Source organism: Tuberibacillus calidus DSM 17572, assembly GCF_000430685.1.
Lineage (GTDB): Bacteria > Bacillota > Bacilli > Bacillales > Sporolactobacillaceae > Tuberibacillus > Tuberibacillus calidus.
On the sequence record NZ_AUMM01000008.1, the window covers coordinates 1 to 21,627 of the forward strand.

At 44.9% G+C, this 21,627-nt stretch carries 23 protein-coding genes and 1 riboswitch; of the genes, 18 read left to right on the top strand and 5 right to left on the bottom strand.

The features are described 5' to 3' along the window. Positions 1-447 precede the first annotated feature (447 nt). The 5 genes from H532_RS0102485 (at position 448) to H532_RS0102505 (ending at position 5,342) form a co-directional block, all read left to right on the top strand. Positions 448-852: a thioesterase family protein gene (locus tag H532_RS0102485; RefSeq protein ID WP_027724161.1), complete on the top strand. Its 405-nt coding sequence runs from the start codon at positions 448-450 to the stop codon at positions 850-852. A gap of 96 nt (positions 853-948) precedes the next feature. After that, positions 949-2,022: a Glu/Leu/Phe/Val family dehydrogenase gene (locus tag H532_RS0102490; RefSeq protein WP_051263096.1), complete on the top strand. Its 1,074-nt coding sequence runs from the start codon at positions 949-951 to the stop codon at positions 2,020-2,022. A gap of 26 nt (positions 2,023-2,048) precedes the next feature. Continuing rightward, positions 2,049-3,095, top strand: a complete 1,047-nt coding sequence (pdhA, locus tag H532_RS0102495; protein WP_038111378.1) for a pyruvate dehydrogenase (acetyl-transferring) E1 component subunit alpha — start codon at positions 2,049-2,051, stop codon at positions 3,093-3,095. Beyond that, positions 3,095-4,096, top strand: coding sequence for an alpha-ketoacid dehydrogenase subunit beta (locus H532_RS0102500; protein ID WP_027724164.1), 1,002 nt, complete (start codon positions 3,095-3,097; stop codon positions 4,094-4,096). The genes pdhA and H532_RS0102500 overlap by 1 nt, the downstream gene beginning before the upstream one ends. A 13-nt stretch (positions 4,097-4,109) precedes the next feature. After that, complete coding sequence (locus H532_RS0102505) at positions 4,110-5,342, top strand: dihydrolipoamide acetyltransferase family protein (RefSeq protein WP_027724165.1); 1,233 nt, start codon at positions 4,110-4,112, stop codon at positions 5,340-5,342. 152 nt (positions 5,343-5,494) lie between these two features. On the opposite strand, the gene H532_RS0102510 is transcribed toward H532_RS0102505, so the two are convergent. Next, a complete protein-coding gene (locus H532_RS0102510; RefSeq protein ID WP_027724166.1) occupies positions 5,495-5,764 on the bottom strand; it encodes a zinc ribbon domain-containing protein in 270 nt (89 codons plus the stop codon). Between the two features lie 128 nt (positions 5,765-5,892). Between H532_RS0102510 and H532_RS17625 the strand changes: the two genes are divergently transcribed. Together H532_RS17625 and H532_RS19390 are read left to right on the top strand one after the other, a co-directional pair. After that, complete coding sequence (locus H532_RS17625; RefSeq protein WP_051263082.1) at positions 5,893-6,138, top strand: hypothetical protein; 246 nt, start codon at positions 5,893-5,895, stop codon at positions 6,136-6,138. 10 nt (positions 6,139-6,148) lie between these two features. Continuing rightward, complete coding sequence (locus tag H532_RS19390) at positions 6,149-6,646, top strand: hypothetical protein (protein ID WP_051263083.1); 498 nt, start codon at positions 6,149-6,151, stop codon at positions 6,644-6,646. Here H532_RS19390 and H532_RS0102525 read toward each other — a convergent pair. Beyond that, the gene (locus H532_RS0102525; protein ID WP_027724167.1) at positions 6,621-7,187 is read right to left on the bottom strand and encodes a helix-turn-helix domain-containing protein; all 567 of its coding nucleotides are present in this window, start codon (positions 7,185-7,187) and stop codon (positions 6,621-6,623) included. The genes H532_RS19390 and H532_RS0102525 overlap by 26 nt on opposite strands. 228 nt (positions 7,188-7,415) lie before the next feature. Here H532_RS0102525 and H532_RS0102530 point away from each other — a divergent pair, with 228 nt between their 5' ends. The 7 genes from H532_RS0102530 to rpiA all read left to right on the top strand — a co-directional run bounded on the left by H532_RS0102530 (position 7,416) and on the right by rpiA (position 14,045). Continuing rightward, entirely contained in the window at positions 7,416-8,144 is a 729-nt protein-coding gene (locus H532_RS0102530; RefSeq protein WP_051263084.1) for an AzlC family ABC transporter permease, read from the top strand. Further along, entirely contained in the window at positions 8,137-8,469 is a 333-nt protein-coding gene (locus tag H532_RS0102535) for an AzlD domain-containing protein (protein ID WP_027724169.1), read from the top strand. Before H532_RS0102530 ends, H532_RS0102535 begins: the two co-directional genes overlap by 8 nt. Before the next feature lie 431 nt (positions 8,470-8,900). Beyond that, positions 8,901-10,157 (top strand): M48 family metallopeptidase, encoded by a 1,257-nt coding sequence (locus tag H532_RS0102545; protein WP_027724171.1) that lies wholly within the window; start codon positions 8,901-8,903, stop codon positions 10,155-10,157. Positions 10,158-10,750: 593 nt separating this feature from the next. After that, positions 10,751-11,671 carry an ABC transporter ATP-binding protein gene (locus H532_RS0102550; RefSeq protein ID WP_027724172.1) on the top strand — a complete coding sequence of 307 codons (921 nt, stop codon included), beginning with the start codon at positions 10,751-10,753 and terminating at the stop codon, positions 11,669-11,671. Then, positions 11,668-12,426, top strand: coding sequence for an ABC transporter permease (locus H532_RS0102555; RefSeq protein ID WP_027724173.1), 759 nt, complete (start codon positions 11,668-11,670; stop codon positions 12,424-12,426). The genes H532_RS0102550 and H532_RS0102555 overlap by 4 nt, the downstream gene beginning before the upstream one ends. 150 nt (positions 12,427-12,576) lie before the next feature. After that, positions 12,577-13,074, top strand: a complete 498-nt coding sequence (locus tag H532_RS0102565) for a DinB family protein (protein ID WP_027724174.1) — start codon at positions 12,577-12,579, stop codon at positions 13,072-13,074. A gap of 284 nt (positions 13,075-13,358) precedes the next feature. Further along, positions 13,359-14,045, top strand: a complete 687-nt coding sequence (rpiA, locus tag H532_RS0102570) for a ribose-5-phosphate isomerase RpiA (protein WP_027724175.1) — start codon at positions 13,359-13,361, stop codon at positions 14,043-14,045. A 1,006-nt stretch (positions 14,046-15,051) separates the two neighbouring features. On the opposite strand, the gene H532_RS0102575 is transcribed toward rpiA, so the two are convergent. Next, positions 15,052-15,255 carry a DUF1657 domain-containing protein gene (locus H532_RS0102575; RefSeq protein WP_027724176.1) on the bottom strand — a complete coding sequence of 68 codons (204 nt, stop codon included), beginning with the start codon at positions 15,253-15,255 and terminating at the stop codon, positions 15,052-15,054. 149 nt (positions 15,256-15,404) lie between these two features. Here H532_RS0102575 and H532_RS19395 point away from each other — a divergent pair, with 149 nt between their 5' ends. Next, positions 15,405-15,566 carry a hypothetical protein gene (locus tag H532_RS19395; RefSeq protein WP_155994950.1) on the top strand — a complete coding sequence of 54 codons (162 nt, stop codon included), beginning with the start codon at positions 15,405-15,407 and terminating at the stop codon, positions 15,564-15,566. A 454-nt stretch (positions 15,567-16,020) separates the two neighbouring features. On the opposite strand, the gene H532_RS0102585 is transcribed toward H532_RS19395, so the two are convergent. Further along, entirely contained in the window at positions 16,021-17,451 is a 1,431-nt protein-coding gene (locus H532_RS0102585) for an aldehyde dehydrogenase family protein (protein ID WP_027724178.1), read from the bottom strand. Between the two features lie 366 nt (positions 17,452-17,817). Between H532_RS0102585 and H532_RS0102590 the strand changes: the two genes are divergently transcribed. The 3 genes from H532_RS0102590 (at position 17,818) to H532_RS19780 (ending at position 20,467) form a co-directional block, all read left to right on the top strand. Continuing rightward, positions 17,818-18,333, top strand: coding sequence for an acyl-CoA thioesterase (locus H532_RS0102590; RefSeq protein WP_027724179.1), 516 nt, complete (start codon positions 17,818-17,820; stop codon positions 18,331-18,333). A 231-nt stretch (positions 18,334-18,564) separates the two neighbouring features. Further along, positions 18,565-20,235 carry a CocE/NonD family hydrolase gene (locus tag H532_RS0102595; protein WP_027724180.1) on the top strand — a complete coding sequence of 557 codons (1,671 nt, stop codon included), beginning with the start codon at positions 18,565-18,567 and terminating at the stop codon, positions 20,233-20,235. Between the two features lie 130 nt (positions 20,236-20,365). Beyond that, positions 20,366-20,467 (top strand): YjcZ family sporulation protein, encoded by a 102-nt coding sequence (locus tag H532_RS19780; RefSeq protein ID WP_081412276.1) that lies wholly within the window; start codon positions 20,366-20,368, stop codon positions 20,465-20,467. 162 nt (positions 20,468-20,629) lie between these two features. Here the strand turns inward: H532_RS19780 and H532_RS0102605 are convergent, their stop codons facing one another. Beyond that, the gene (locus H532_RS0102605) at positions 20,630-21,229 is read right to left on the bottom strand and encodes an ECF transporter S component (protein WP_027724181.1); all 600 of its coding nucleotides are present in this window, start codon (positions 21,227-21,229) and stop codon (positions 20,630-20,632) included. 136 nt (positions 21,230-21,365) lie between these two features. Further along, a riboswitch (FMN riboswitch) is annotated at positions 21,366-21,499 on the bottom strand. Positions 21,500-21,627 lie beyond the last annotated feature (128 nt).

The window sequence follows — 21,627 nt, forward strand, 5'->3', positions numbered from 1 at the left end:
AACATCAGAGGAGAAGCGCAAGGAAACACCGTGAAGTGAAGAGGGTCGTCAAAAAGGCTGAAATTCTCCATCAAAAGACGCGCCCTTCCATTGGTGTGAAGCATGGGCGTATCCCGTTGAACGGCCCAAGTTCATCCGCTTTGGGACAGCTTATCAAAGGGTTCAAGTATTAACCCAAAATATCAACCTGTGTGATTTTGATTCATTCTTTGAATGAACGAAATCACACAGGATACCAAGCGATAGCGCGGTAGGGTAGGCGTACAAAATTAGGGTGCCGGAGATATTGATCTATAAAGGTTGTCGAGAAAATCTTGACACATACGCGACAAAACGACGGATTGAAGCAATTGTATGAATTATGGTATCATTATAACGAAAAATCAACGGCGAACGAAATACTGTAATGCTTTTAAGCTTTTATTCGCTAAAGTGCGAGGTGATTCTATGAAACCAGGGATGGCAATTGGTCAAAAGGCGGAGATTTCACTGACCGTGACACCAGACATGTTTGCCCGCTTTGAGGGAAACACTGTTCATCCCGCCTACTCAACAGTATCCTTGGTCTACCATATGGAGTGGGCATCTCGGCAAATCATTTTGCCGTATCTTGAGCCGCATGAAGAAGGCATTGGCGGTGCAGTTTGTGTCAAGCATCTCGCACCGGCGGCTGAGGGAGAAAAGGTGACGGTTACGGCAACATTAACAGAGTTGAAGGGAAGAGCAGTCGTCACCGATGTAGAAGCTAAGACGCAACGTGCCGTCATCGGGCGCGGTCAAGTCACGCAATTTATCCTTGGCAAAGAAGAAATCCAACAGAAACTGAAACGCACCGAAACGGGAATGGCCTAATTTTTTTAATAAAATAATGTAAGCGCTTACCAATAAAAATGATAGAGGGGATTCGCAGTGTTAGAGTTTGAACGAATCAAAGACTATGAACAAGTGATGTTTTGCAATGACCCTGCAAGCGGCCTGAAAGCGATTATCGTCATTCATAATACGACACTTGGCCCCGCACTTGGAGGTTGCCGCATGCGTCCTTATGCCTCAACGGATGAAGCGCTGGAAGATGCGCTTCGCCTCGCCAAAGGCATGACTTATAAATGCGCGGCATGTGATGTGGATTTTGGCGGCGGTAAAGCGGTGATCATCGGCGATCCTTTGAAAGATAAAAGCCCAGAGATGTTTCGCGCCTTTGGACAGTTTGTCGATTCATTAAATGGACGGTTTTATACCGGTACTGATATGGGCACAACCCCTGAAGATTTTGTCCACAGTTTAAAAGAAACCCCGAACATTGTTGGGGTGCCGGAAACGTACGGTGGTCACGGCGATTCGTCTATTCCAACGGCCCAAGGTGTCATCTATGGCATTAAAGCGGTATTGCGCCGTTTATGGCAAGATGAAACGCTCGGCGATAAAACGTATGCCATCCAAGGGCTTGGCAAAGTAGGCTTCAAAGTAGCGAAAGCGCTGCTTGACGCGGGTGCGGAGTTGTATGTGACCGATATTAATGGGAGTGCCGTCAAGGATCTCCTCGCATATTCCGAACAAACAAGCGGGAAAGTACACGTCTTGGAGGGTGATGCGATTTATGACGCTCCGGCTGATATTTTTGTTCCTTGCGCGCTTGGTGCCGTGATTAATGATGAAACGGTTGAACGTCTGAAAGTGAAGGCTGTGGCTGGCTCTGCCAATAACCAATTGTTAGAGGACCGTCATGGCGACGCCCTGCGTGAAAGAGGGATTCTTTATGCCCCGGATTATATCGTCAATGCCGGCGGTTTAATCCAAGTGGCCGATGAATTAAGCCAACCGAATAAAGAACGCGTTTTACAAAAAACCAAAGCCATTTATGATACCTTAAACGAAATTTTTGACACAGCCGCCCGAGAAAATATTTCTACAACCCTCGCCGCCAATCGCTTCTGCGAGGAAAGAATCGCCAAACGAAAAGAACGTAACAGCTTCTTTACGGCGAAACAACCGCCCAAGTGGCAAATCCGCCAACATTTTTAGGAGGGATTCGCTTGACCGACTATCCGATGAGGCAAATCATAGACGGGGACGGGGCGCTGGTCGATGATCGTTATAAAGACCAATTGACTCCGGAACTGGTCGTTGAGATGTATAAAAAGATGGTGTTCGCCCGTTTGTTTGACCGTAAGTGTGTGAACTTGCAAAGACAGGGACGAATCGGCACCTATGTTCCTTTTGAAGGACAAGAAGCATCACAAGTTGGCAGTGCCCTTGCTATGAGGGAAGACGATTGGATGTTTCCCACTTACCGGGATCACGGGGCGACACTCACCTTTGGTCACTCGCTTAAAAATATTTTAATGTACTGGAATGGGCGTTATGAAGGGGCTGTTCCGCCGGAAGGAAAACGCATTTTCCCACCAGCCGTGCCGATTGCTTCCCAGCTCTTACATGCGACGGGAGCGGCATGGGCGGAAAAGAAAAAGGGCACTGACCGCATTGCCATCGTCTATTTTGGTGACGGGGCTACTTCGGAAGGTGATTTTCATGAAGGGCTTAATTTTGCAAGCGTTTTCCAGATACCAGTCATCTTTTTTAATCAAAACAACGGCTATGCCATCAGTGTTCCGACCACAAGACAAATGCACTCCAGAACCATTGCCCAAAAAGCCGTAGCGTATGATATGGAAGGGATTCGTGTGGACGGAAACGATGTGTGCGCAGTGTACTTTGCAGTGAAGGAAGCCGCGGAAAAAGCACGGCGAGGTGAGGGGCCCACGCTGATAGAGGCTGTCACGTGGCGTTACGGCGCCCATACCACTTCCGACGATCCATCAAAATATCGGGATCAGTCCGAAAATGAGTTGAGAAGAAAAACGGCGGATCCCGTCGGGCGGATGGAGAAATTTTTAAAACGGTACGGATATTGGGATGAGCACCTCAAAGCCTATGAAACCGAAGCGACAGCGGAAATTGAGACGGCGGTCAAAGCGATGGAAAGTGAGCCAGCCGCCGACATCAGCCATTTATTTGATTATGTATTTGCTGCGAGCCCTTGGCCAATCGAAGACCAAAAAGCGGATTATCATCGGCTTAAGGGAGGGGTGCGGTGATGAAGACCGCCGTGAAAACACGGGAAATAACCCTTATACAAGCGATAACGGAAGCCATGGACACGATGCTTGAACGGGACCCAAGTGTCCTCGTCTTAGGTGAAGATGTCGGCGTCAACGGTGGCGTTTTCCGCGCAACAGATGGGTTATATGAAAAATATGGCGAAGACCGCATTATCGATACACCGCTCGCCGAATCTGGCATTATCGGGACATCGATCGGTTTAGCGATGAACGGCTTTAAACCGATCGCGGAAATTCAGTTTTTCGGCTTTATTTATCCAGCTTTTAACCAAATTGTCACCCATGCGACACGCATTAGAGGACGTACCCTTGGTCGTTTTACGGTGCCAATGGTCATTCGCGCTCCCTACGGTGCAGGAGTGCGCGCACCGGAAATCCACTCTGACAGCATGGAAGCCCTTTTTACCCATATGCCAGGGATAAAAGTGGTCGTGCCGTCCAATCCGTATGATGCGAAAGGGTTGTTAATTGCGAGCATCGAAGATCCGGATCCTGTTTTATTTTTGGAACCGATGAAACTGTACCGAGCTGGGAGGAAAGAAGTACCTGAAGGTTATTACAAGGTGCCGATCGGAAAAGCCGCAATAGTGAAAGAGGGCACGGATATCACGATCCTTTCTTACGGGGCGATGATGCCCATTGTGCTTAAGGCGGCGGAGAAAGCGGAAAAAGACGGCATTCGTTCCGAAGTGATCGATTTGCGGACGCTGTTCCCGCTGGATCGCGAGCTGATCCAGTCTTCTGTGGAAAAAACAGGTAAGGTCATCATTGTCCATGAGGGGCATCGCACGAATGGTTTAGCAGCAGAAATTACGGCACTGATTAACGATACGGAAACCGCCTTTTTATCCTTGAAAGCCCCGATCCAACGCGTCACGGGCTTCGATGTACCGGTACCGATGTTTTCTCTGGAAGAGGCGTATTTGCCGAGTATAGAGGCGGTTTACGACAAAATTCGCTTTCTAGCTGAATATTGAGGGGAGGGGCACTATGGTTGAAGTCAAACTGCATGACATCGGAGAAGGTATGACGGAAGGGGAAATCGTTCGCCTTCTTGTCAAGGAAGGTGATCACGTTACGGTCGACCAGCCGCTTTTAGAAGTGCAGACAGATAAAATGACGGCCGAACTCCCGTCCCCTGCGCAAGGAAAAGTGCATAAAGTGCTCGTGGATGAAGGAGATGTCATCGAGGTCGGAACAACGCTGCTTTTAATTGCTGAACCCGGCCATAACGCTGTTGAAGCGGAGAAAGAGGCCGCACCAACTTTGGAAATGGAAACCGTCCAAACGTCGAGGCACGAGATAAAACCGCCTCAACCGAAAGGCCCGGCGCGGATTCTTGCCAGCCCACATACGCGGAAATTGGCGAGGGAATTGAATGTCAAACTTGAGATGATTAAAGGGTCAGGACGATTGGGCCGCATTACCGATGATGATGTTTACGCCCATGCCAGGGGGATGGTAGAAGATCCGGCACCTTCGCCCACGGTTGAAACTAGGGAGCAGGTAACGAATGGCGTGGAAATTCCGTTTAGTGGCCGCCGGAAAATCATTGCCGACCGCATGGTTCGTTCCTTATTTACAATTCCTCATGTTTCTCATTTTGACGAAATCGATGTGACGAATTTGCTTCGTTTAAAAGATGGGTTGAAAAAACAAGAGGCAAGTACGGGCCGAATGCTCGATGTATCCATGGCTGCTTTCTTTATAAAAGCGATCGCCCTCGCTCTAAAAGCGTTTCCGATTTTTAACGCGAAGTTGGATGAGGAAAAAGGCGTCATTCGACTGGAGAGTGCCGTGCATATTGGACTGGCGACGGATACCGAGGAAGGGTTGATTGTCCCGGTTATCAAAAATGTACAAGACAAATCCATCCGAATGATCCATCTTGAGATGAAGGAATTGATGCGGAAGGCCAAGGAAAACCGCCTGCGCCATCATGAATTAACGGGGTCTACGTTTACGATCAGCAATGTCGGACCACTTGGAAGCACTGGAGCGACGCCGATCATCAATTACCCTGAAGTGGCGCTCATGGCCTTTCACAAAACGAAAAAACGGCCTGTTGTCGATGATTCGGACAATATCGTGGTCCGCTCCATGATGAATATCTCATTATCGTTTGATCATCGCGTGGCCGATGGTGCCAAAGCGGTTGCTTTTACGAATAAAGTTGCCGAATACCTGGAAAATCCCGAAATCATGCTTTTGGAATTAAAATAAGCGGAAGGGGTCTGCAAGTATTTAAGGCAGACCCCTTTTTTATACGGGTAAGAAAGGTTTTATTTATCAGGCAGGCATAAGGGCAACGAAGGTGCAGCCATCGCCTAAAGGCTTGAGAGAGCCGAGTTACTTTAGCGAAGCCATTTTTTCCTTTAATTAATTTGAATCGGCCATGAGATGGGCGGGGCTGCTGCGGGATGCGGCACGACGATGCCTTCCCTGTTAAAAATGGTAGGAAACCCGCATTTCGCGCAAAAAGCGGCATCCGGCGGATTCACAAAGGAACAACCCTTGTGTATGCGCCCGGGTTCGTCGGCGCATTTATTTAACAGCGGCGCACCGCATTTTATGCAATAGACGTGACTTTTATCATTGACATACCCACACCGAGCACAGGGACGCGGGTCATCTTTATCGGCCATTTGAATCACCTCTATTAAATTTTATGTGGTGCGTTCTTCTTTTGTCATCGTCCGAAAGAAATTCTTCACCACTTATGGGGTCTTTTCCATATGATAAAAGAGAGGTAAAAAAGGCGGGAGGTTATTTCATGGCGATTGCCATTAACTTTGCTGCTATCAATATTAATGCCATGAACCGCGATGCCGCTGTTGCCATTGGAGAAAACAACCAGCCCGGTTGGACAGCGCATAATAAAGCTAATTTTGGTCTCGGCTTACAATTCGGAATAAGTTTTACGGCTAATCAATTCAATGTGATTGCTGATAATGATGTCATTGATGCCCCGATTAACGATCAAGACGGCATTCCCGGCAACCAAAATCAAACATTGTAGGGGGGATACGATGACCAGTGAGGATGCGATCGTACAATTCCAGAATATCAACGTCAACCGGCTTGATGAAGCGGCGGGGGTTTTTATCGGTAATAATCGCGCAAATTACTGGCGTTCAATGACAAAAAACAACACAGGTTTCGGCAACGTCAGCGGGTCGGTCATAACGAAAACCCTCTCTATCGTTGTCGATAATGATGCCGTCGATACGGTGATTTGCGATACCGGTCGGACTTCTGGGCAGAATGTCGATCACGAAGCCCCGTCCAACCAACTCATCAATTTTGAAGCCTTAAATATTAATGCATTAAATACGAATTCAGCCGTTGTGATGGGGAATAATCGCTTAAACGATTGGCGCGCGCATCACAAGGAGAATAAAGGATTCGGTAATGGAACGGGAGTGAGCATTATCACGGATACCGTCAATGCTATTGATGACCGTGATATCATTGATACACCGATTAGTGATGTGAAAGCTTTCAATATTGATCCGGATAATAAATGACCATTATGATTTCAGCTTGTTTCTTTCCTTCATTAACGTAACGATGCGGTTGATCTGCGGAAAACCGCAGGCCTTCATTTCTGAATAAGGCATATCGGCGCTGATTGACTTCGATTGTCACTGCGCCGTCCAACACCCAAATAAATTCTACCGCATGGTGCGGATGAGAATTGGCGAGGTAATCGCAGCCAGGGAGGAGACTGACGGTATAGATTTCAAACGGCCGACCGTTTGCTGCTGGAAAGACGGAATACACTTCATAAAGGTCATTCGCCTCTTTAAAAGGGGTGATGGCGTCTTTTCGGACAAGTTTCACGGATTCTTCTTTTTCCTCAATAAAAGCGGTAAAGGGCACGTTCAATCCTTCGGCAATTTTCCATAATGTGCTGACCGTCGGATTGGACAACGCCCGCTCAATCTGAGTAAGCATCGGTTTACTGACACCGGTTAATTCAGAAACCGCTTCCAAACTTAAGCCTTTTTTCAAGCGAATCCGCTTTAACCGCTCCCCGATCATCCGATTCAAATCGCGTTTATCCATCGCGTTTCCCCCTCGTATAATAGGTTCCAAATCCATGGTTGATGTCAATTTCCAGTTCTTTTTTGCAAATTGACTAGTGAATATAGGTTTTATATTCCGGGCGGGCTAGGAATACAAATTTCAGACTCAAAACATGTAAAAAAGAAATTGAAAAAAAGTTCAACATAACATACAATATTTATAATATATTATAAATGTTTCGACGACGTTGCGAAAGAGGTGGATCCTTTGTTATCGTATCAAACGCCCGTCAAAAAGTCTGCTCGAATTTTTACGGATGGGGTAAAAGCGGGAATCCCGATTGCGATCGGTTACATGCCGATTGCTTTGACTTTTGGTTTAATTGCCCGGACGACAGGTTTGACATTCATGGATGCCGTGGGCATGAGTGTGTTCGTCTATGCCGGAGCCTCTCAGTTTATGGCGCTTCAAATGCTTGCAGCTGAAACCGGCGCCATTGAAATCATTATTGCAACTTTCATCGTCAACATTCGGCATTTCTTAATGAGTGCCTCGATCAACGAACGGACCGTCGAGCGCTCCCGGTGGAAAAAGGCGGCGATGGCTTTTGGCATTACAGACGAGACGTTTTCTGTCGCGTCTTTAAACCGGGATAAAATTGAGGCGGCGTTTATGGGCGGGTTAATTTTGATGTCCTACGGCAGCTGGGTCGTTTTTTCGGGGCTTGGTTATGTCATCGGTGCTAGCCTTCCTGAAGTTTTACAAAAAAGCATGAGCATTGCGCTATATGCGATGTTTATCGGTTTGGTAGTGCCGTCTCTAAAGAAAGAGCGTAAGGCGCTGGCTTTGTTTATTTTATCTGCCATCCTCTGCTCGGTGTTCTCGCTTTTCATCCCCTTTGGCTGGGCGATTGTTGCGGCAACGCTCATTAGTTCTGTCACGATTGAATGGGCTTACGGGCTGTTGATGAAGAAGGAAGGTGAGGCACATGTTTAGCTCCGTCATATGGGTGATCCTAGGTATGGGCGTTGTGACGTACGTTCCGAGAATGTTGCCGCTAGTGGCCATCAAAGCAGAAGGCGTGCCGCCTTTTTTACAAGGTGTCTTGAAAAACGTGCCGTTTGCGGTTCTCGGCGCCCTCATCTTTCCGGCGATCTTCACCATCCAATCGGGAAGCTTATTACACATAACTTGGGATGATTTTTTCTTTGGTCTGATTGGCGGTGCGATGGCTTTTATTGCCAGTTACTTGGAATGGAACATCATTTTTGTGGTCTTATCCGCCATCTTCGTTTTAACCGTTTATTCCCTCATTCTCTAGGCGGCTTGCCCCTTTTCCTGCTTCGCGCGACATGATTGTGATGGCGGTGAATATAATTGAAATTAACGAATCGGAAAAGGGGTGGCGTGATGTGTGGCTTCGCTGGCTGACATTGGCCGGATCCGTCTTTTTATTAATCACCGCGAGCCTGCTCATAACTTTTCAGGGGATTGAATTCTGGAAAGCTTTCATTCAGCTCTTAAATGATTATTTTAATCATAAAACCTAGTTTGCGGGGCTCCATCTCGGAGCTCTTTTCATTTGGCTGAAAACGGTCGATTTCGGATTATGTTAAAAAAATCAAAGCTTTTCTAAACTACGTCAACTCGTCCGGTCTTTGTCGGACGGCAAAGGTTCTAATTTTTTGGACAAACGATTAAACTGTTAGTAAGGCAAGGTGTCTTGAGAAATATACAAAAATGGGGGATTCGATGAAAAAACTGGCATGGTGGTTTTTGGCTTTTTACACCGTTTACATCATCCTCATGGCATGTTATTTGTTTCTTTGGTCCGGCTGGAACGTACCGCCTTCATATAAGGGAACGGCGGCGGATCCCGAATTATTCATGACGCAAAAACAATTAACCATGAGCACGCATTACTCTCAAATTGAGTACTGGTTATCGTTCATCAGTATACCGCTCGATTGGGGCATTTATCTGTTTGTGTTGGCCTTTGGCTTTTCGAAGTGGCTTGAAAAAAGGTCACGGGAAATCACGCGCTTTTCGATCGTTCATACGGCCATTTACTTTTTGGCGTTATCCGTTTTAACATGGCTCATCGCCTTTCCCATCGATTATGCCGCCCATCTTGTTTCCCTTCATTATGGGGTGTCGGTGCAGCCTTTTCATGATTGGCTCAGAGATCATATCATTTCGTTTTGGGTTAATTGGCTGATTACCTTTTTAATTGTCCTTGTCATTTATTTTTTTATTCGGAAATACCGGCGGTGGTGGCTGCCCGTTTGGCTCCTATCCATTCCGTTTACCGTATTTCTGATGTATATCCAACCTGTTGTGATCGACCCGTTATACAACCATTTTAAACCGCTTCAAGACAACGAACTTAAACAAGAAATATTAGATTTGGCCGCCAAAGCCAACATACCGGCTGACGATGTTTATGAGGTCGACATGTCGAAAAAAACGAATGCGATGAATGCCTATGTAAACGGGATCGGGTCTAACTTGCGCATCGTTTTGTGGGATACCACTTTACATAAATTAAAAGATGATGAGGTATTGTTTATCATGGCTCACGAGATGGGGCACTATGTCAAACATCATCTATTTTGGAGTCTAATCGGTGCGATTTTCGCGACTTTAGTGGGGCTCCTCATCACTCGCCATTTGTATCATGGGGCAGTTCGTAAATGGGGCGGGCAGATCGGCGTTACTTCTCCATGTGACTTAGCGTGCGTGCCGATTCTCCTGTTAATTATCTCTGTGTTATCATTTGCGGCCTCACCTATAGAAAATGCCGTTTCCCGCTACGCGGAACATTCGGCCGATGTTTACGCGATTCAATTAACGCATGATAAAGAAGCTGGCATCGATTCTTTTCAAAAACTGACAACTTCCGGACTCGGGGAAGTCAATCCGCCAGCCCTTGTGAAGTTCTTTATGTATGATCACCCGACGATGATGGAGCGCATTCATTTTCTTGAAACCTATCCGATAAAAAAATAGCTAGCTTTTGAGTTCGTGCCGTATGAGTCAATGATTTCTTAAGGGAAAATAGAGAAGGCGCTCTTTATCAATGTATGAGATCAAGAAAATACATTGGGTAAGAGGCCTTCTCAACCAGGTGATGAGTCAGTCTTATCGTAATTATTGTGTCGGCAATAGACACGCAAAGCGATCATTATCATAATTCGGAAATGAATGGAATGAACATTCAAGAACGCATTGATAATGTTGTAAACTTATACCATGCCGAAGTAAGGTCCGAGAGAGCACTGTGGAACTTTTTATATTGAGAAAGTACTTTTGACGAATTTAAAATGGTAAATTAGTCCTGCAAAAATAAAAATTAGGCCTTTTTACCCATCTCAAATAATACATAATTTTGGTACATTTTAGGTGTAATTCCTGTAGACCTTTAAACAAGATGAATATATCCATATTTGCAATTGCGTGATCATCTCTAAGGACTAACATGCCTCTTGGAATAATTATTATATTAAACCTTCTCCACCTGAAAACTAACACGTTATTTAGACCCTTCGTAAAAATCATTCATTATTTTGTTTTAAAAGAGTTCAGAACAGGAGATATGAAGGATGAAGCCGTTTATAGAGCTTAAGAATGTAGAAAAATCCTATGATAAAAAGAAGGTATTAAACAACATCAGTTTCAAAGTCAACAAACCTGGCGTTTATCTTATCGCCGGGCCTAACGGGTGCGGCAAAACGACACTGCTGGAGTCAATGGTCGGACTGAGACAAATTGATAATGGAGAAATTTTCGTTAGTGGAGCAAACAACCATAAAGACCTTCATCACCATGTCGGTTTTTTACTTCAAGGAACGGGTTTAAGAAAAAATTTGACCGTTAAAGAAGAAATGCAGTTAATCAAAGATTTATTTCAATTAGAAATAGATGATCTAAGTTATTTAAAATCTTTCAACCTAGACCAATATTACTTAACTAAAACACAAAAGCTTTCCGGTGGGACAAAAAGAAGAATCATGCTGGTGCTGCTTTTTATGCCTGACTACCAAGTCTTAATATTAGATGAACCGGCATCAGGACTTGACACGCAAAGTCGCTCCATAATATGGAATACTATCAAAAAGTTTTCTAAGCAAAAAATCATTTTTGTTTCAGATCATTACTTAAATCAGGCGGCTCAATTCTGCGATTATGTTTTTTTGATGAATAAGGGGGAAATCGTTAGCAGTGGTTCAAAGGAAGAGGTTTTGAATCAATTGGATAAAACACACGTCCTAAACATACAAGCCAATGAATTCCGTCATCTTTCGAAAAGCTTGTCCATGATCGATGAACATTTTGTAACCCTTCATTTCGATGGAGTCACTTATGTTTTTATAAAACTTCCTAAGGAAAAAAACATTCAACATGTGTGGGAAACCATAAGCAATCCTCATGCAGTTCTTGATTTTCATGCCATTGATTTTGAAGATATTTACTTTTATCTGACAGGAAATTTTACGATTTATGATGAGGAAGAATGCGTATGATTGCTGTAAAAGCTTTCTTTAAAGTAGAATTAAAAGCTTTATTTCGGGAACCTGTGACCATATTCTTTATGATCATTCTGCCAATTATTTTAACAATTGTTTTCGGAAGCACTTTTGGAGATTCACCGATTAAGGAAGGGTCAAAAGTTTTAGGGATTGACTTGGTTGTTCCTAATAATATTGTTTTTTTGCTAGCAAATGCTGGTTTAATGGGGATACCGATTACCATCAGCGAAGTGAGAAGCCAAATGGCTTTGAAAAGATATTTTACCTTACCTGTCACATATCTTGGTTATTTTTTCTCGCTCGGTTTGACATTTGCTTTTGTCAGTTTTGCATCCGTTCTCCTATTCGGAGCGATTAGCTTTATTTTCTATGATGCCTCTTTCTGGATGAATGGGGCGAACACTGTCATTTTTCTCATCACATGTTTACTAATACTCTACGATTTCTTTATCGCCGGATATTTCATTGCCATAAATATCAAAAATCCCCGGACAACCAATATTGTTTCAACAATCAGCTTTTTGGCTATGGTATTTACATCCGGCGTAGCCATACCGCTGGATTCAATGCCGAAGTACCTTCAGCATGCCGTTGATATACTGCCTATGTCTCATTCTATAAAAATATTACAAGACTTATGGATAAACCAAATCCACTATCACGACCGTTTCGGGGACTATTTATATTTGGTGCTGATGGCCCTTTTGTTTACATTCCTCGTTAAATGGAGGCGGTTAAGATGGGATTAACGGATAAACGGCGCCTGACCGTGAAAAATGTATTTGACGATAGTCAAGTTAATTCCGTACGTGGTATTATAATTTTTAAAAAGTATGATAATTACTAGAAATCATAGAATGAAAAATCGAGTTGGGAAAGGATGGGCCGTTGTGAACGTGATGGAGGAAAACGCTAAAATCCGGGCTGAGGTTTTACAAAGCTTGGAAGGGTTAAGCGATGATGAACTCAATAAAAAAATCACTGATGAAAATTGGACCATCGGCCAAGTGCTAGAACATTTATATTTATTAGAGGAAGCCGTCGTCAAGTCGGTAAGCCATGCCCTGAAAAATGGGAGTGATGGGCCAGTCGAAACAAAGCCTGTCTATTTGGCTGCGGACCGAAGCCAAAAGCGCAAGGCACCGGCGTATCTTGTGCCGGACAACGAATTTAAAACCTTAAAAGAAATGAAAGAAAAGCTCAGCCGTTCCCGCGAAAAACTTTTATCTGTTATAGCGGAAGCGGGGGAAGAGGCATTGGAAAAGAAGTCGCTTCCACATCCCGTTTTTGGACCGCTGAATTTAAAGCAATGGGTGGAATTTGTCGGACAACACGAAAAAAGACATCTTGCCCAAATCGAGGAAATCAAAGAGCAGTTGCGCTCAAGTAAAAATTAAAAAGACGGCACTCACAAAGAACTTGTTCACTTAATTTCGGCAATGTGTCATTGCCGTTTTTTTGTTTTGGTAAGAAACGGTCCTATTTCGGGTTGATATAAGGGCAACTAGGTTCAAAGGCTAGGCGGAGCTAAGTTTTCTTTATGGGTCATGTAGACACCTCCACTAATATTTTGCGCGCTGTCATGTATAGAGTGTAGACAGAGCTCTTTTTTTAAAAGACAAAAATCGATAAAATATTTTTGGTAATAGATTATTATTTAACAGACAAAAGGAGAAGAACGATGGATCAAACTGCTGAAAAAAAGCTAGTCGGTGAAGCTGCGGCGGCTTATGTAGAGGATGGAATGATAGTCGGTCTCGGGACAGGCTCAACGGTCTACTTTACAATACTCAAATTAGCTGAGCGGGTTCAAAAAGAAAAATTAACGATACAAGCGGTGTCAACGTCGAAAAGAACGACAGAACTCGCTGAAGCAAACGGCATCAAAATTTATGATTTGAATGACGTGCCAAAGGTGGATTTAACGATTGACGGTTGCGATGAATTCGACCCCCAGCTTTCGGGGATTAAAGGCGGCGGCGGCGCGCTTTTATTTGAAAAAATTGTCGCAACCGCATCTGATAAAAATATATGGGTGGCAGACAGCTCCAAAGCTGTCGAGCAGCTTGGGCGCTTTCCGCTTCCAGTGGAGGTTTTACCGTTTGGTGCCCAACATCTTTTCCGTCTTTTTGAGAAAGAAGGCCTCAAACCGGTTTTCCGTACGAATCCTGACGGCTCACCGTATATGACGGACAGCGGAAATTGGATCATTGACCTTCATCTCGGGCGTATTGATGATCCTGAGACGCTTTCGTCATGGTTGAACGGACAACCTGGTGTCATCGAAAATGGTTTGTTTTTAAATATTGCCGATTGCGTGATTCTCGCAAACGGCGAGAATGTCAAGACGTTAAAGCGGGATGTTTAACTTTTCCTTAAAAAAATCGTTTACCGCGGCATTAAGTGGTATACCTATTTTTCAAACTTTTCCACGTTTGTCTTTTACGAAGAAACACCAAGTGAATATTCTATAGTGGACATGATTAAAACCGCCGTCAAATCATGTCTGACCCATACCTCCTCGCTGTTTATGGACATTGTTATACCATGTCATGCCTCCTGAAAAAGGACAGTCCGAACGTGGGCTGTCCTCTTTTTTATCCTCGTAAGGAAGTAAAAATGGCCTAAGAAATTTTTGGCTTGGGTTGCTATATTAAGTTTTATCAGCCATTATGAACTGTAAATTTAGTTGAAATGGCATTTAGTTTGAAATTATTGGTAAAACGAGGCTGATTTGAGGAGTGTTTTGCCAATATCTGTATTCAAAAAGCCGTTTTGGAATAGAAAGCGAACCAAAATGGCCTTTAGCGTGGCTCTATCTGCCATTTTGGACTGAGAATTTTTTTGAAATGGCATTTAGCTTGAAGTTAATGGAAAAATGAGCCCAATTCGAGGAAGGTTTTACCAATATCTGTATTCAAAAAGCCATTTTGGAATAGAAAGCAAACCAAAATGGTATTTAGCGCAGCTCTATCTACCATTTTGAGCTTAAAAATTTTTTGAAATGACCTTTAGCTTGAATTTACTGGAAAAATAAGCGTGATTTGAGGATGGTTTTACCAATATCTGTATTCAAAAAGCCGTTTTGGAATAGAAAGCAAACCAAAATGGTATTTAGCGTGGCTCTATCAGCCATTTTGAGCTTGAAAATTTTTTGAAATGACCTTTAGCTTGAATTTATTGTAAAAATAGAGCTAAATTAGAGCCGTTTTCCAATATCTGTATCAAAAAGGCCGTTTTGGAGTGATGATGACGCCATTATGGTCTTATGAATTGGCCCAACAAGCACTAATCCGGAAGACCGGGCGGGTGCCCGGTTTCGTATAAAGCTAAAATCAGCTGGCATTGAGCACCAGCGAAATATCTTGCAATGGTTATTGATTGTATTGTGGTTCTTCGCTTTGGATATATTGCAGCCGTTGGTTCAGCTGTTCCAGTATCGTCCTTTGTTGTTGGGCCAAATTTTTAAACATGGCTTTGGCTGCTTGGTCTTGCGTTTCCAAGGCAAAGCTGTCTAAGTTTGCCAAGGTCGCCTCACAGCTTGCAATCGTTTGTTGCATCTTGGTCCCGATCGTCATTAGCACTCACCTCCACATCCTTAATATGGGCGAACGCAAGCGGCCTATGCCCGACGATATTTGGAAAATATAGAGGGGACTTTTTCCTGCATGAAATGCTTCCGGCCGCAAAAACTAATCGTGAAATCATTGAGAAGGTGGTGGGATACATGCGTATGCGAATGCGAAAGGGAACGATGATGTCAATGCTTGCTGGGGCCGGCATCGGGGCAGCAGCCGTCGGTTTGATGCGCTTCAATCGCGGTGAAAAAGCTCAACTCAAGAAAATGGCCAATGAATATTTGGATCAAGCAACGGATCAACAGAGATAAGCCATTGGCTTGTCTCTTTTTGCACGGGTATGAAAGGATTTATTTTTTTGATCAGCGTAAGAAAACGAAGGTTCTGACCGCACTCAAAACGGCTTAGCTGAGCCAAGTTTTTATTAGCGGAGCCAAGTGCGGCTTGTCTTCGGAGATATAAAAACCTTTTTGTGGTTTTTTACAATTGAAAATGGGACTTCATTTCCGGTGATTGAAATCAAGCTCATAAAGAGAGAAATTTTACAAATCATGTATAGCGGGGCACAGAAACCAACAAATACGTGTTTACCATCGACTTGTAGCCCTAAATCGATGGGGCGAAACAAGTCATGCCATACAATGAAAAAGCTAGCGAAAGGTTTAGCAGTAAATAAAAATGGCGCAAGATTTCTGACGGGGTCCTACAAAATCTTGCGCAAAAAAGCTCAACGATCATCGATGTCTGTGTATGTGTGGTTTTTGGTTAATATTTTATTGCACATGTTTTCACGATGGAATAAAAGTCTAATGCTGCCTGTCCTTGTTCACGCGTATGGGAGCTGGATTGTTTCATTCCACCAAACGGGGCTTGATATTCCACGCCGGCGGTTTCCAGATTGACCCGAACCATACCAATGTCTGCCTCATCAAGAAAACGCAAGGCATGGCTGATATTGTTTGTAAAAACAGAACCGCTTAAACCGTATGGTGTTTGGTTTAAAAGGTGGATGGCTTCATCAAAGTTTTTCACCTTCATCACTGTGACGACCGGGCCGAAAATCTCCTCTTGAAAAAGACGATGGTCGCTTGAAACCCCGGTGATAATCAATGGATGGATATAGTAGCCGTCGTAGCCGATCGCTTCTTGGTTTTCATAAATCACGTCGGCTTCAGACTTGGCAAGCTGTACATAATGTTGGACTTTTTCAAATTGTTCCTTTGAAGCGACTGGCCCGAGATAAGTTCCGTGTTCTAGGGCATGACCTAATTTAACCGCTTTCATGTTTTCGATGAATGATTCAATAAATGGTTCGAAAATCTCTTCCTCAACGATCACCCGGCTTGTGGCCGTGCATTTTTGTCCGGCGGAACGGAAAGCGCCGCTTATGATCGCGGGTAGAGTTGTTTCAAGGTCGGCATCATTTAAAACGATGGCAGCATTTTTACCGCCCATTTCCGTTTGATATTTGACATTTCGCCTTGCACACCCGGCAGCGACGGACAAGCCAGTGCCGGTGGACCCAGTAAAGGATAAGACATCAATGGGGGCTTCTTCAGATAAGTAAGCGCCGACATCCTGGCCCCGGCCGATGACAAGGTTGACAACGCCTTCCGGAAGACCCGCTTCCATGAAAACTTCCATAAGTTTATAAGCGGATAATGAGGCGTTTTCCGCTGGCTTCCAAACGACTGTGTTCCCACAGATTAAAGCGGGAGCGAGTTTCCATATAGGGATAGCAACCGGAAAATTCCACGGCGTGATGAGAGCGGCAACCCCAAGCGGCACGCGTTTTGTATACTGTAAAACATTTTGGGCACTTGACGGAATGACATGCCCAACCGCGCGTACACCTTCTGCGGCATAGTATTTTAAAAGATTCACACCGCGGATCACTTCGCCCTTCATCTCTGCCAAAGGTTTCCCCATCTCTTGGCTTGCTAATGTCGCTACCTCATCTAAATGCCTTTCTAGGGCTTCTCCCATGGCATAAAGATAACGGCCTCTTTCATCACCGGTCAGACGCCGCCATTTTGGAAAAGCAACACGGGCCGCTTGTACGGCTTCTTGTGCGGTTTCTGGCGTTGAGAAAGTGACTTCCCCGACAATTTCCGAAAGGTCGGAAGGATTTTTTACAGTGATGGAATCGCCAGCTCCTCCGAGAGATTTCCCATTCACGATGCTTACGGTATGCAACATGACACCATCGCCTCCTTCATTTATCCTTAAAGATGGAAAAAACAGGTTTAAAACGCTTTTTTCATTAATAATTCTTTTGTCATAAAACATATTCCTTCTTACCTAGCCCCATTAACGTTTTTTTCGTGTACATTATCGCGCTATCTTGAACAGTCCATGGAAAGTTGGCAGTTGCCAATTCGCCAATGAATGATCAAAAAAACGATGCGACTAAATAGTGTGATCGTATTGACAAAGCCCTTAAGCGAGTGGGAGGTGAACCACCGCTTTATGCAGGCGAAAAGTTCAATGGGATCATAGCTTATATCTGTTTGATTTTACGGTGGATTGTCTATATACTTGGTACGGAAGGAAGTGTGATGTATGCTTGAACCAAAGTATGTCAACGAATCCCGCGCCGTCAAATCGGCCCATGTCTTGCCGCAGGATACGAACCAATACAACACGATGTTCGGCGGGAAATTGATGTCTTATATAGATGATATTGCGGCCATTTCTGCTGTTCGGCATGCCCGGAAACCGGTCGTGACCGCCTCGACTGATTCGGTGGACTTTTTACATCCCATTAAAGCAGGGACATCGGTCTGCTTGGAATCTTTTGTGACATGGACGCATAAAACATCGATGGAAATCTTCGTCAAAGTCATCAGTGAAGATCTCCTGACGGGGAAAAGAGTATTGGCTGCCACTTCATTTCTCACCTTCGTTGCATTGGGAGAGGATGGTCGACCGACGGAAGTGCCGCCGGTCATTCCCGAAACCGATGAAGAGATTATGCTTCACGAAAGCGCACCGGCCCGCCATGAAATACGGAAGCTGCGGAAAGAAGACAGCCGCCGATTTGCACAGATTTTTACGACGAAAAAACCGTGGGAATAAATCAGAACCTTTTCAAACACCTGGATCGTGCAGGTGTTTTTTTTTACATGTAAGAAATAACGGAGGCCTTCTAGTTTCCAAACATGTCACTTAATGAGGCGCCTGGTGCGGACGCGGGCTGAGCGACCTTTCTTTTCCATACAAAAACCGGGCGTTCGCCTGGTTTTTCTTTTAATAAAGAGGAAAAGAGGTGCATATGGCGAAATAAACAAATAAAAAGGAGGCTGTAACATGACGGAAACAATGGACATCGCGATTTCCCGTAACGTGCGCATCCCGCTTAGGGATGGCATCACCCTCAGTGCCGATCTTTATCGGCCGAAAAAAGAGGGAAGGTATCCGGCTATCGTCGTCCGCACGCCCTATTTAAAAAATACGACGGCACACCACGAGACGAGCTGTTATTTCGCCGAACACGGCTATGCTGTACTTGTCATCGACGTCCGCGGGAGAGGGGATTCCGAAGGGGAGTTCATTCCGTATCGCCAAGAAGCAGAAGACGGTTATGACTGCATTGAATGGGCAGCCGTTCAGCCGTGGTGTGATGGGCATGTCGGCACGATGGGAGGGTCTTATCTTGCCCGCATCCAGTGGTTAACGGCTTTGACGAAGCCGCCGCATTTAAAAACGATGATTGCTTCGGTTTCGCCATCGGATCCCTTTGTGGAATGGCCGACGGGAACGCCGACGCCGATGCACGTCTGTTGGCTTTATATGACAAGCGGTCGCGTCATGCAAAATACCGACGTCGTTCCATGGGAGGACGTGTACAAACACCTTCCGCTCATGACGATGGACGAGAAAACCGGTAAAGTTTTACCCATGTGGCGCGAGGAGTTGGAACATCCAAGACTCGACGACTGGTGGAAGAAAATTTGTTATCAACAACATTTCGACCAAATCGATCTCCCGGTCATGCACATCTCGGGTTGGTATGACGACGAACAAGTTGGCACACCGTTAAATTTTATCGGAATGACGAAACATGCACCATCGGAGAAGGCACGCCGCAATCAAAAACTTATCATGGGACCATGGATTCACCAGATTAATACGTCAACGCGCATTGGTGATGTGGAATTCGGCCCGGATGCCATCATCGACTTGAAAGGTATTCAACTGAAATGGTTTGACCGCTGGCTGAAAAACATCCCGAACGGCATCGATGAAGAAAAGCCGGTAAAAATCTTTATCATGGGCCGAAACGAGTGGGTCGAAGAAGACGCTTGGCCACTGCCGAATACGAGGTATACCCGCTTTTTTATTCATAGCGGTCCCCTTGGAGCGAACAGCCGTTTCGGAGATGGGATGCTGAGCGTAAATCCGCCGCTTGAGTCGGAAAGGGCTTTCGATGAGTATGATTATGACCCGAAAAACCCCGTCCCTTTTATCACCGATATGACGTCAAGCCAGATCGGCGGTGCAGATGATTACGCGGCCATCGAACGCCGTGATGATGTTTTAGTCTATACCACTGAAAAATTGGAGAAAGATACAGAGGTCACCGGTCCGATAAAAATGGAACTCTATGCCGCATCGAACGTCGTCGATACGGATTTTATGGTGAAATTGTTGGACGTTCATCCCAACGGATTTGTCCAACGATTAACCGATGGCATGGTACGCGCCCGCTTCCGCAATGGGATGGAAAATCCTGAGCTGATCGAGCCTGGTAAAATCTATAAATACGAGATTGACTGTTGGAACACATCCCATGTTTTTAAGAAAGGGCATTGCATCCGGATTGAGGTATCATCCAGCGCCTTTCCGAAATATGACGTCAATTTAAATACCGGCGCGCCGCTTGGCAAAACGACAGAGACGAAGTGCGCCCATCAAGTCATTTACCATGATCCGGAACACCCTTCTTGCATGATTCTTCCTATTATACCAGAAAGATGATGAGCGAAGCCGGTTGAAAAAGAGTTGTTGCGGAAATCCGCGTCCGTCCACACCATATCATCCATCCAGCATAAGTTGTTATTGTGAGGTAAATGGCCTCAAAAACGTTGTTAAAGGAGCGATTGACGATATGGGTTATTTTGCTGGTGGGTACGGCTATGGCGCCGGCTTTGCGTTGATCGTTGTATTGTTTATTCTTTTGATCATTGTAGGTACGGCATACGTTTGGTAAGCCCCCAAGAGGCCGCTTCAAAAGTCCTGAAAAAGGACTTACGGGCGGCTTTTCTTTTTATACTGGAAAGAGTATAAAAAGAAAGCGGAGGATGTTCTCGGCATGAGAGTTGAGAACATCCTCCAAAAGGGGGAAAAGGTGGTTTAGTAATTATTTTCGTTATTATATGTTAAGGTTCATCCGAGGACGCACGCGGGCATAGATCGGAATGGCGATAATGGAAATAATGATGCACTTAATAATGTTAAAGGGCAAAACCCCTAGGACGACTAAACTAAACAAGTCGTTAATGGAATGATTTGCAGCTTGTGCCATTTTTACCGCGGCGTCAATCGGGAAACCAAGGAAATACGCATAGCTTGGAAAAATGACAAAATAATTGGCAATGCTCATGACTATGGCTGTCACGATCGTCCCGGCGACCATCCCGCTGATGAGCGATGAGAAGGTTTTCCGTTTCCGGAACAGCCAAGTGCTAACTAAAATGTAAACCGTTCCGGTTAAAAAGTTCGCGAATTCGCCGATCGGAACCCCTGTCACTGAACCGCTTGTCAGCCAATGGAGCAGGTTCTTGATCGCTTCGATAATAATGCCTGCCGCCGGTCCATAGACAATCGCCCCTATGATCGCTGGTACATCGCTCAGATCAATCGTTAAGAATGTGGGGAATAATGGCAACGGAAACTGCAAAAACATGATGATAAAGGCGATGGCAGCAAGTAATGCGACCATAATGTTTTTTCTTAAAGACGTTGATTTCATCAGATCACCTCATTTGTTATTTTCTGCGGGGTCAGTCTGATGATGATCAAATCCATAAAAAAGCCCAAGGGACATTCCCTTGGGCTTTATGGTTATACGCAAGTTGGCGCAATAATTGTGCCAAATCATTGCAATCATCATCCTTCTCCCATCCAGACTGTACTGTCGGTTCCGGATTCGCACCGGATCCTGCCGTATAAACGGCTCGCGGACTTAAAGAAAAATCTTATCACCGCCGGTCGGGAATTTCACCCTGCCCTGAAGGAACGTCTTTAATTCGAGATATATTATAGCTCATTCGGCGTATTGCGGCAATCATTTTGTATAAAGGGATTGGCTGAAAAAGTGCCATTTAGAAAAGGCAGGTGAAAGACCGTGGAAGCTAAGGTTCGTACCAT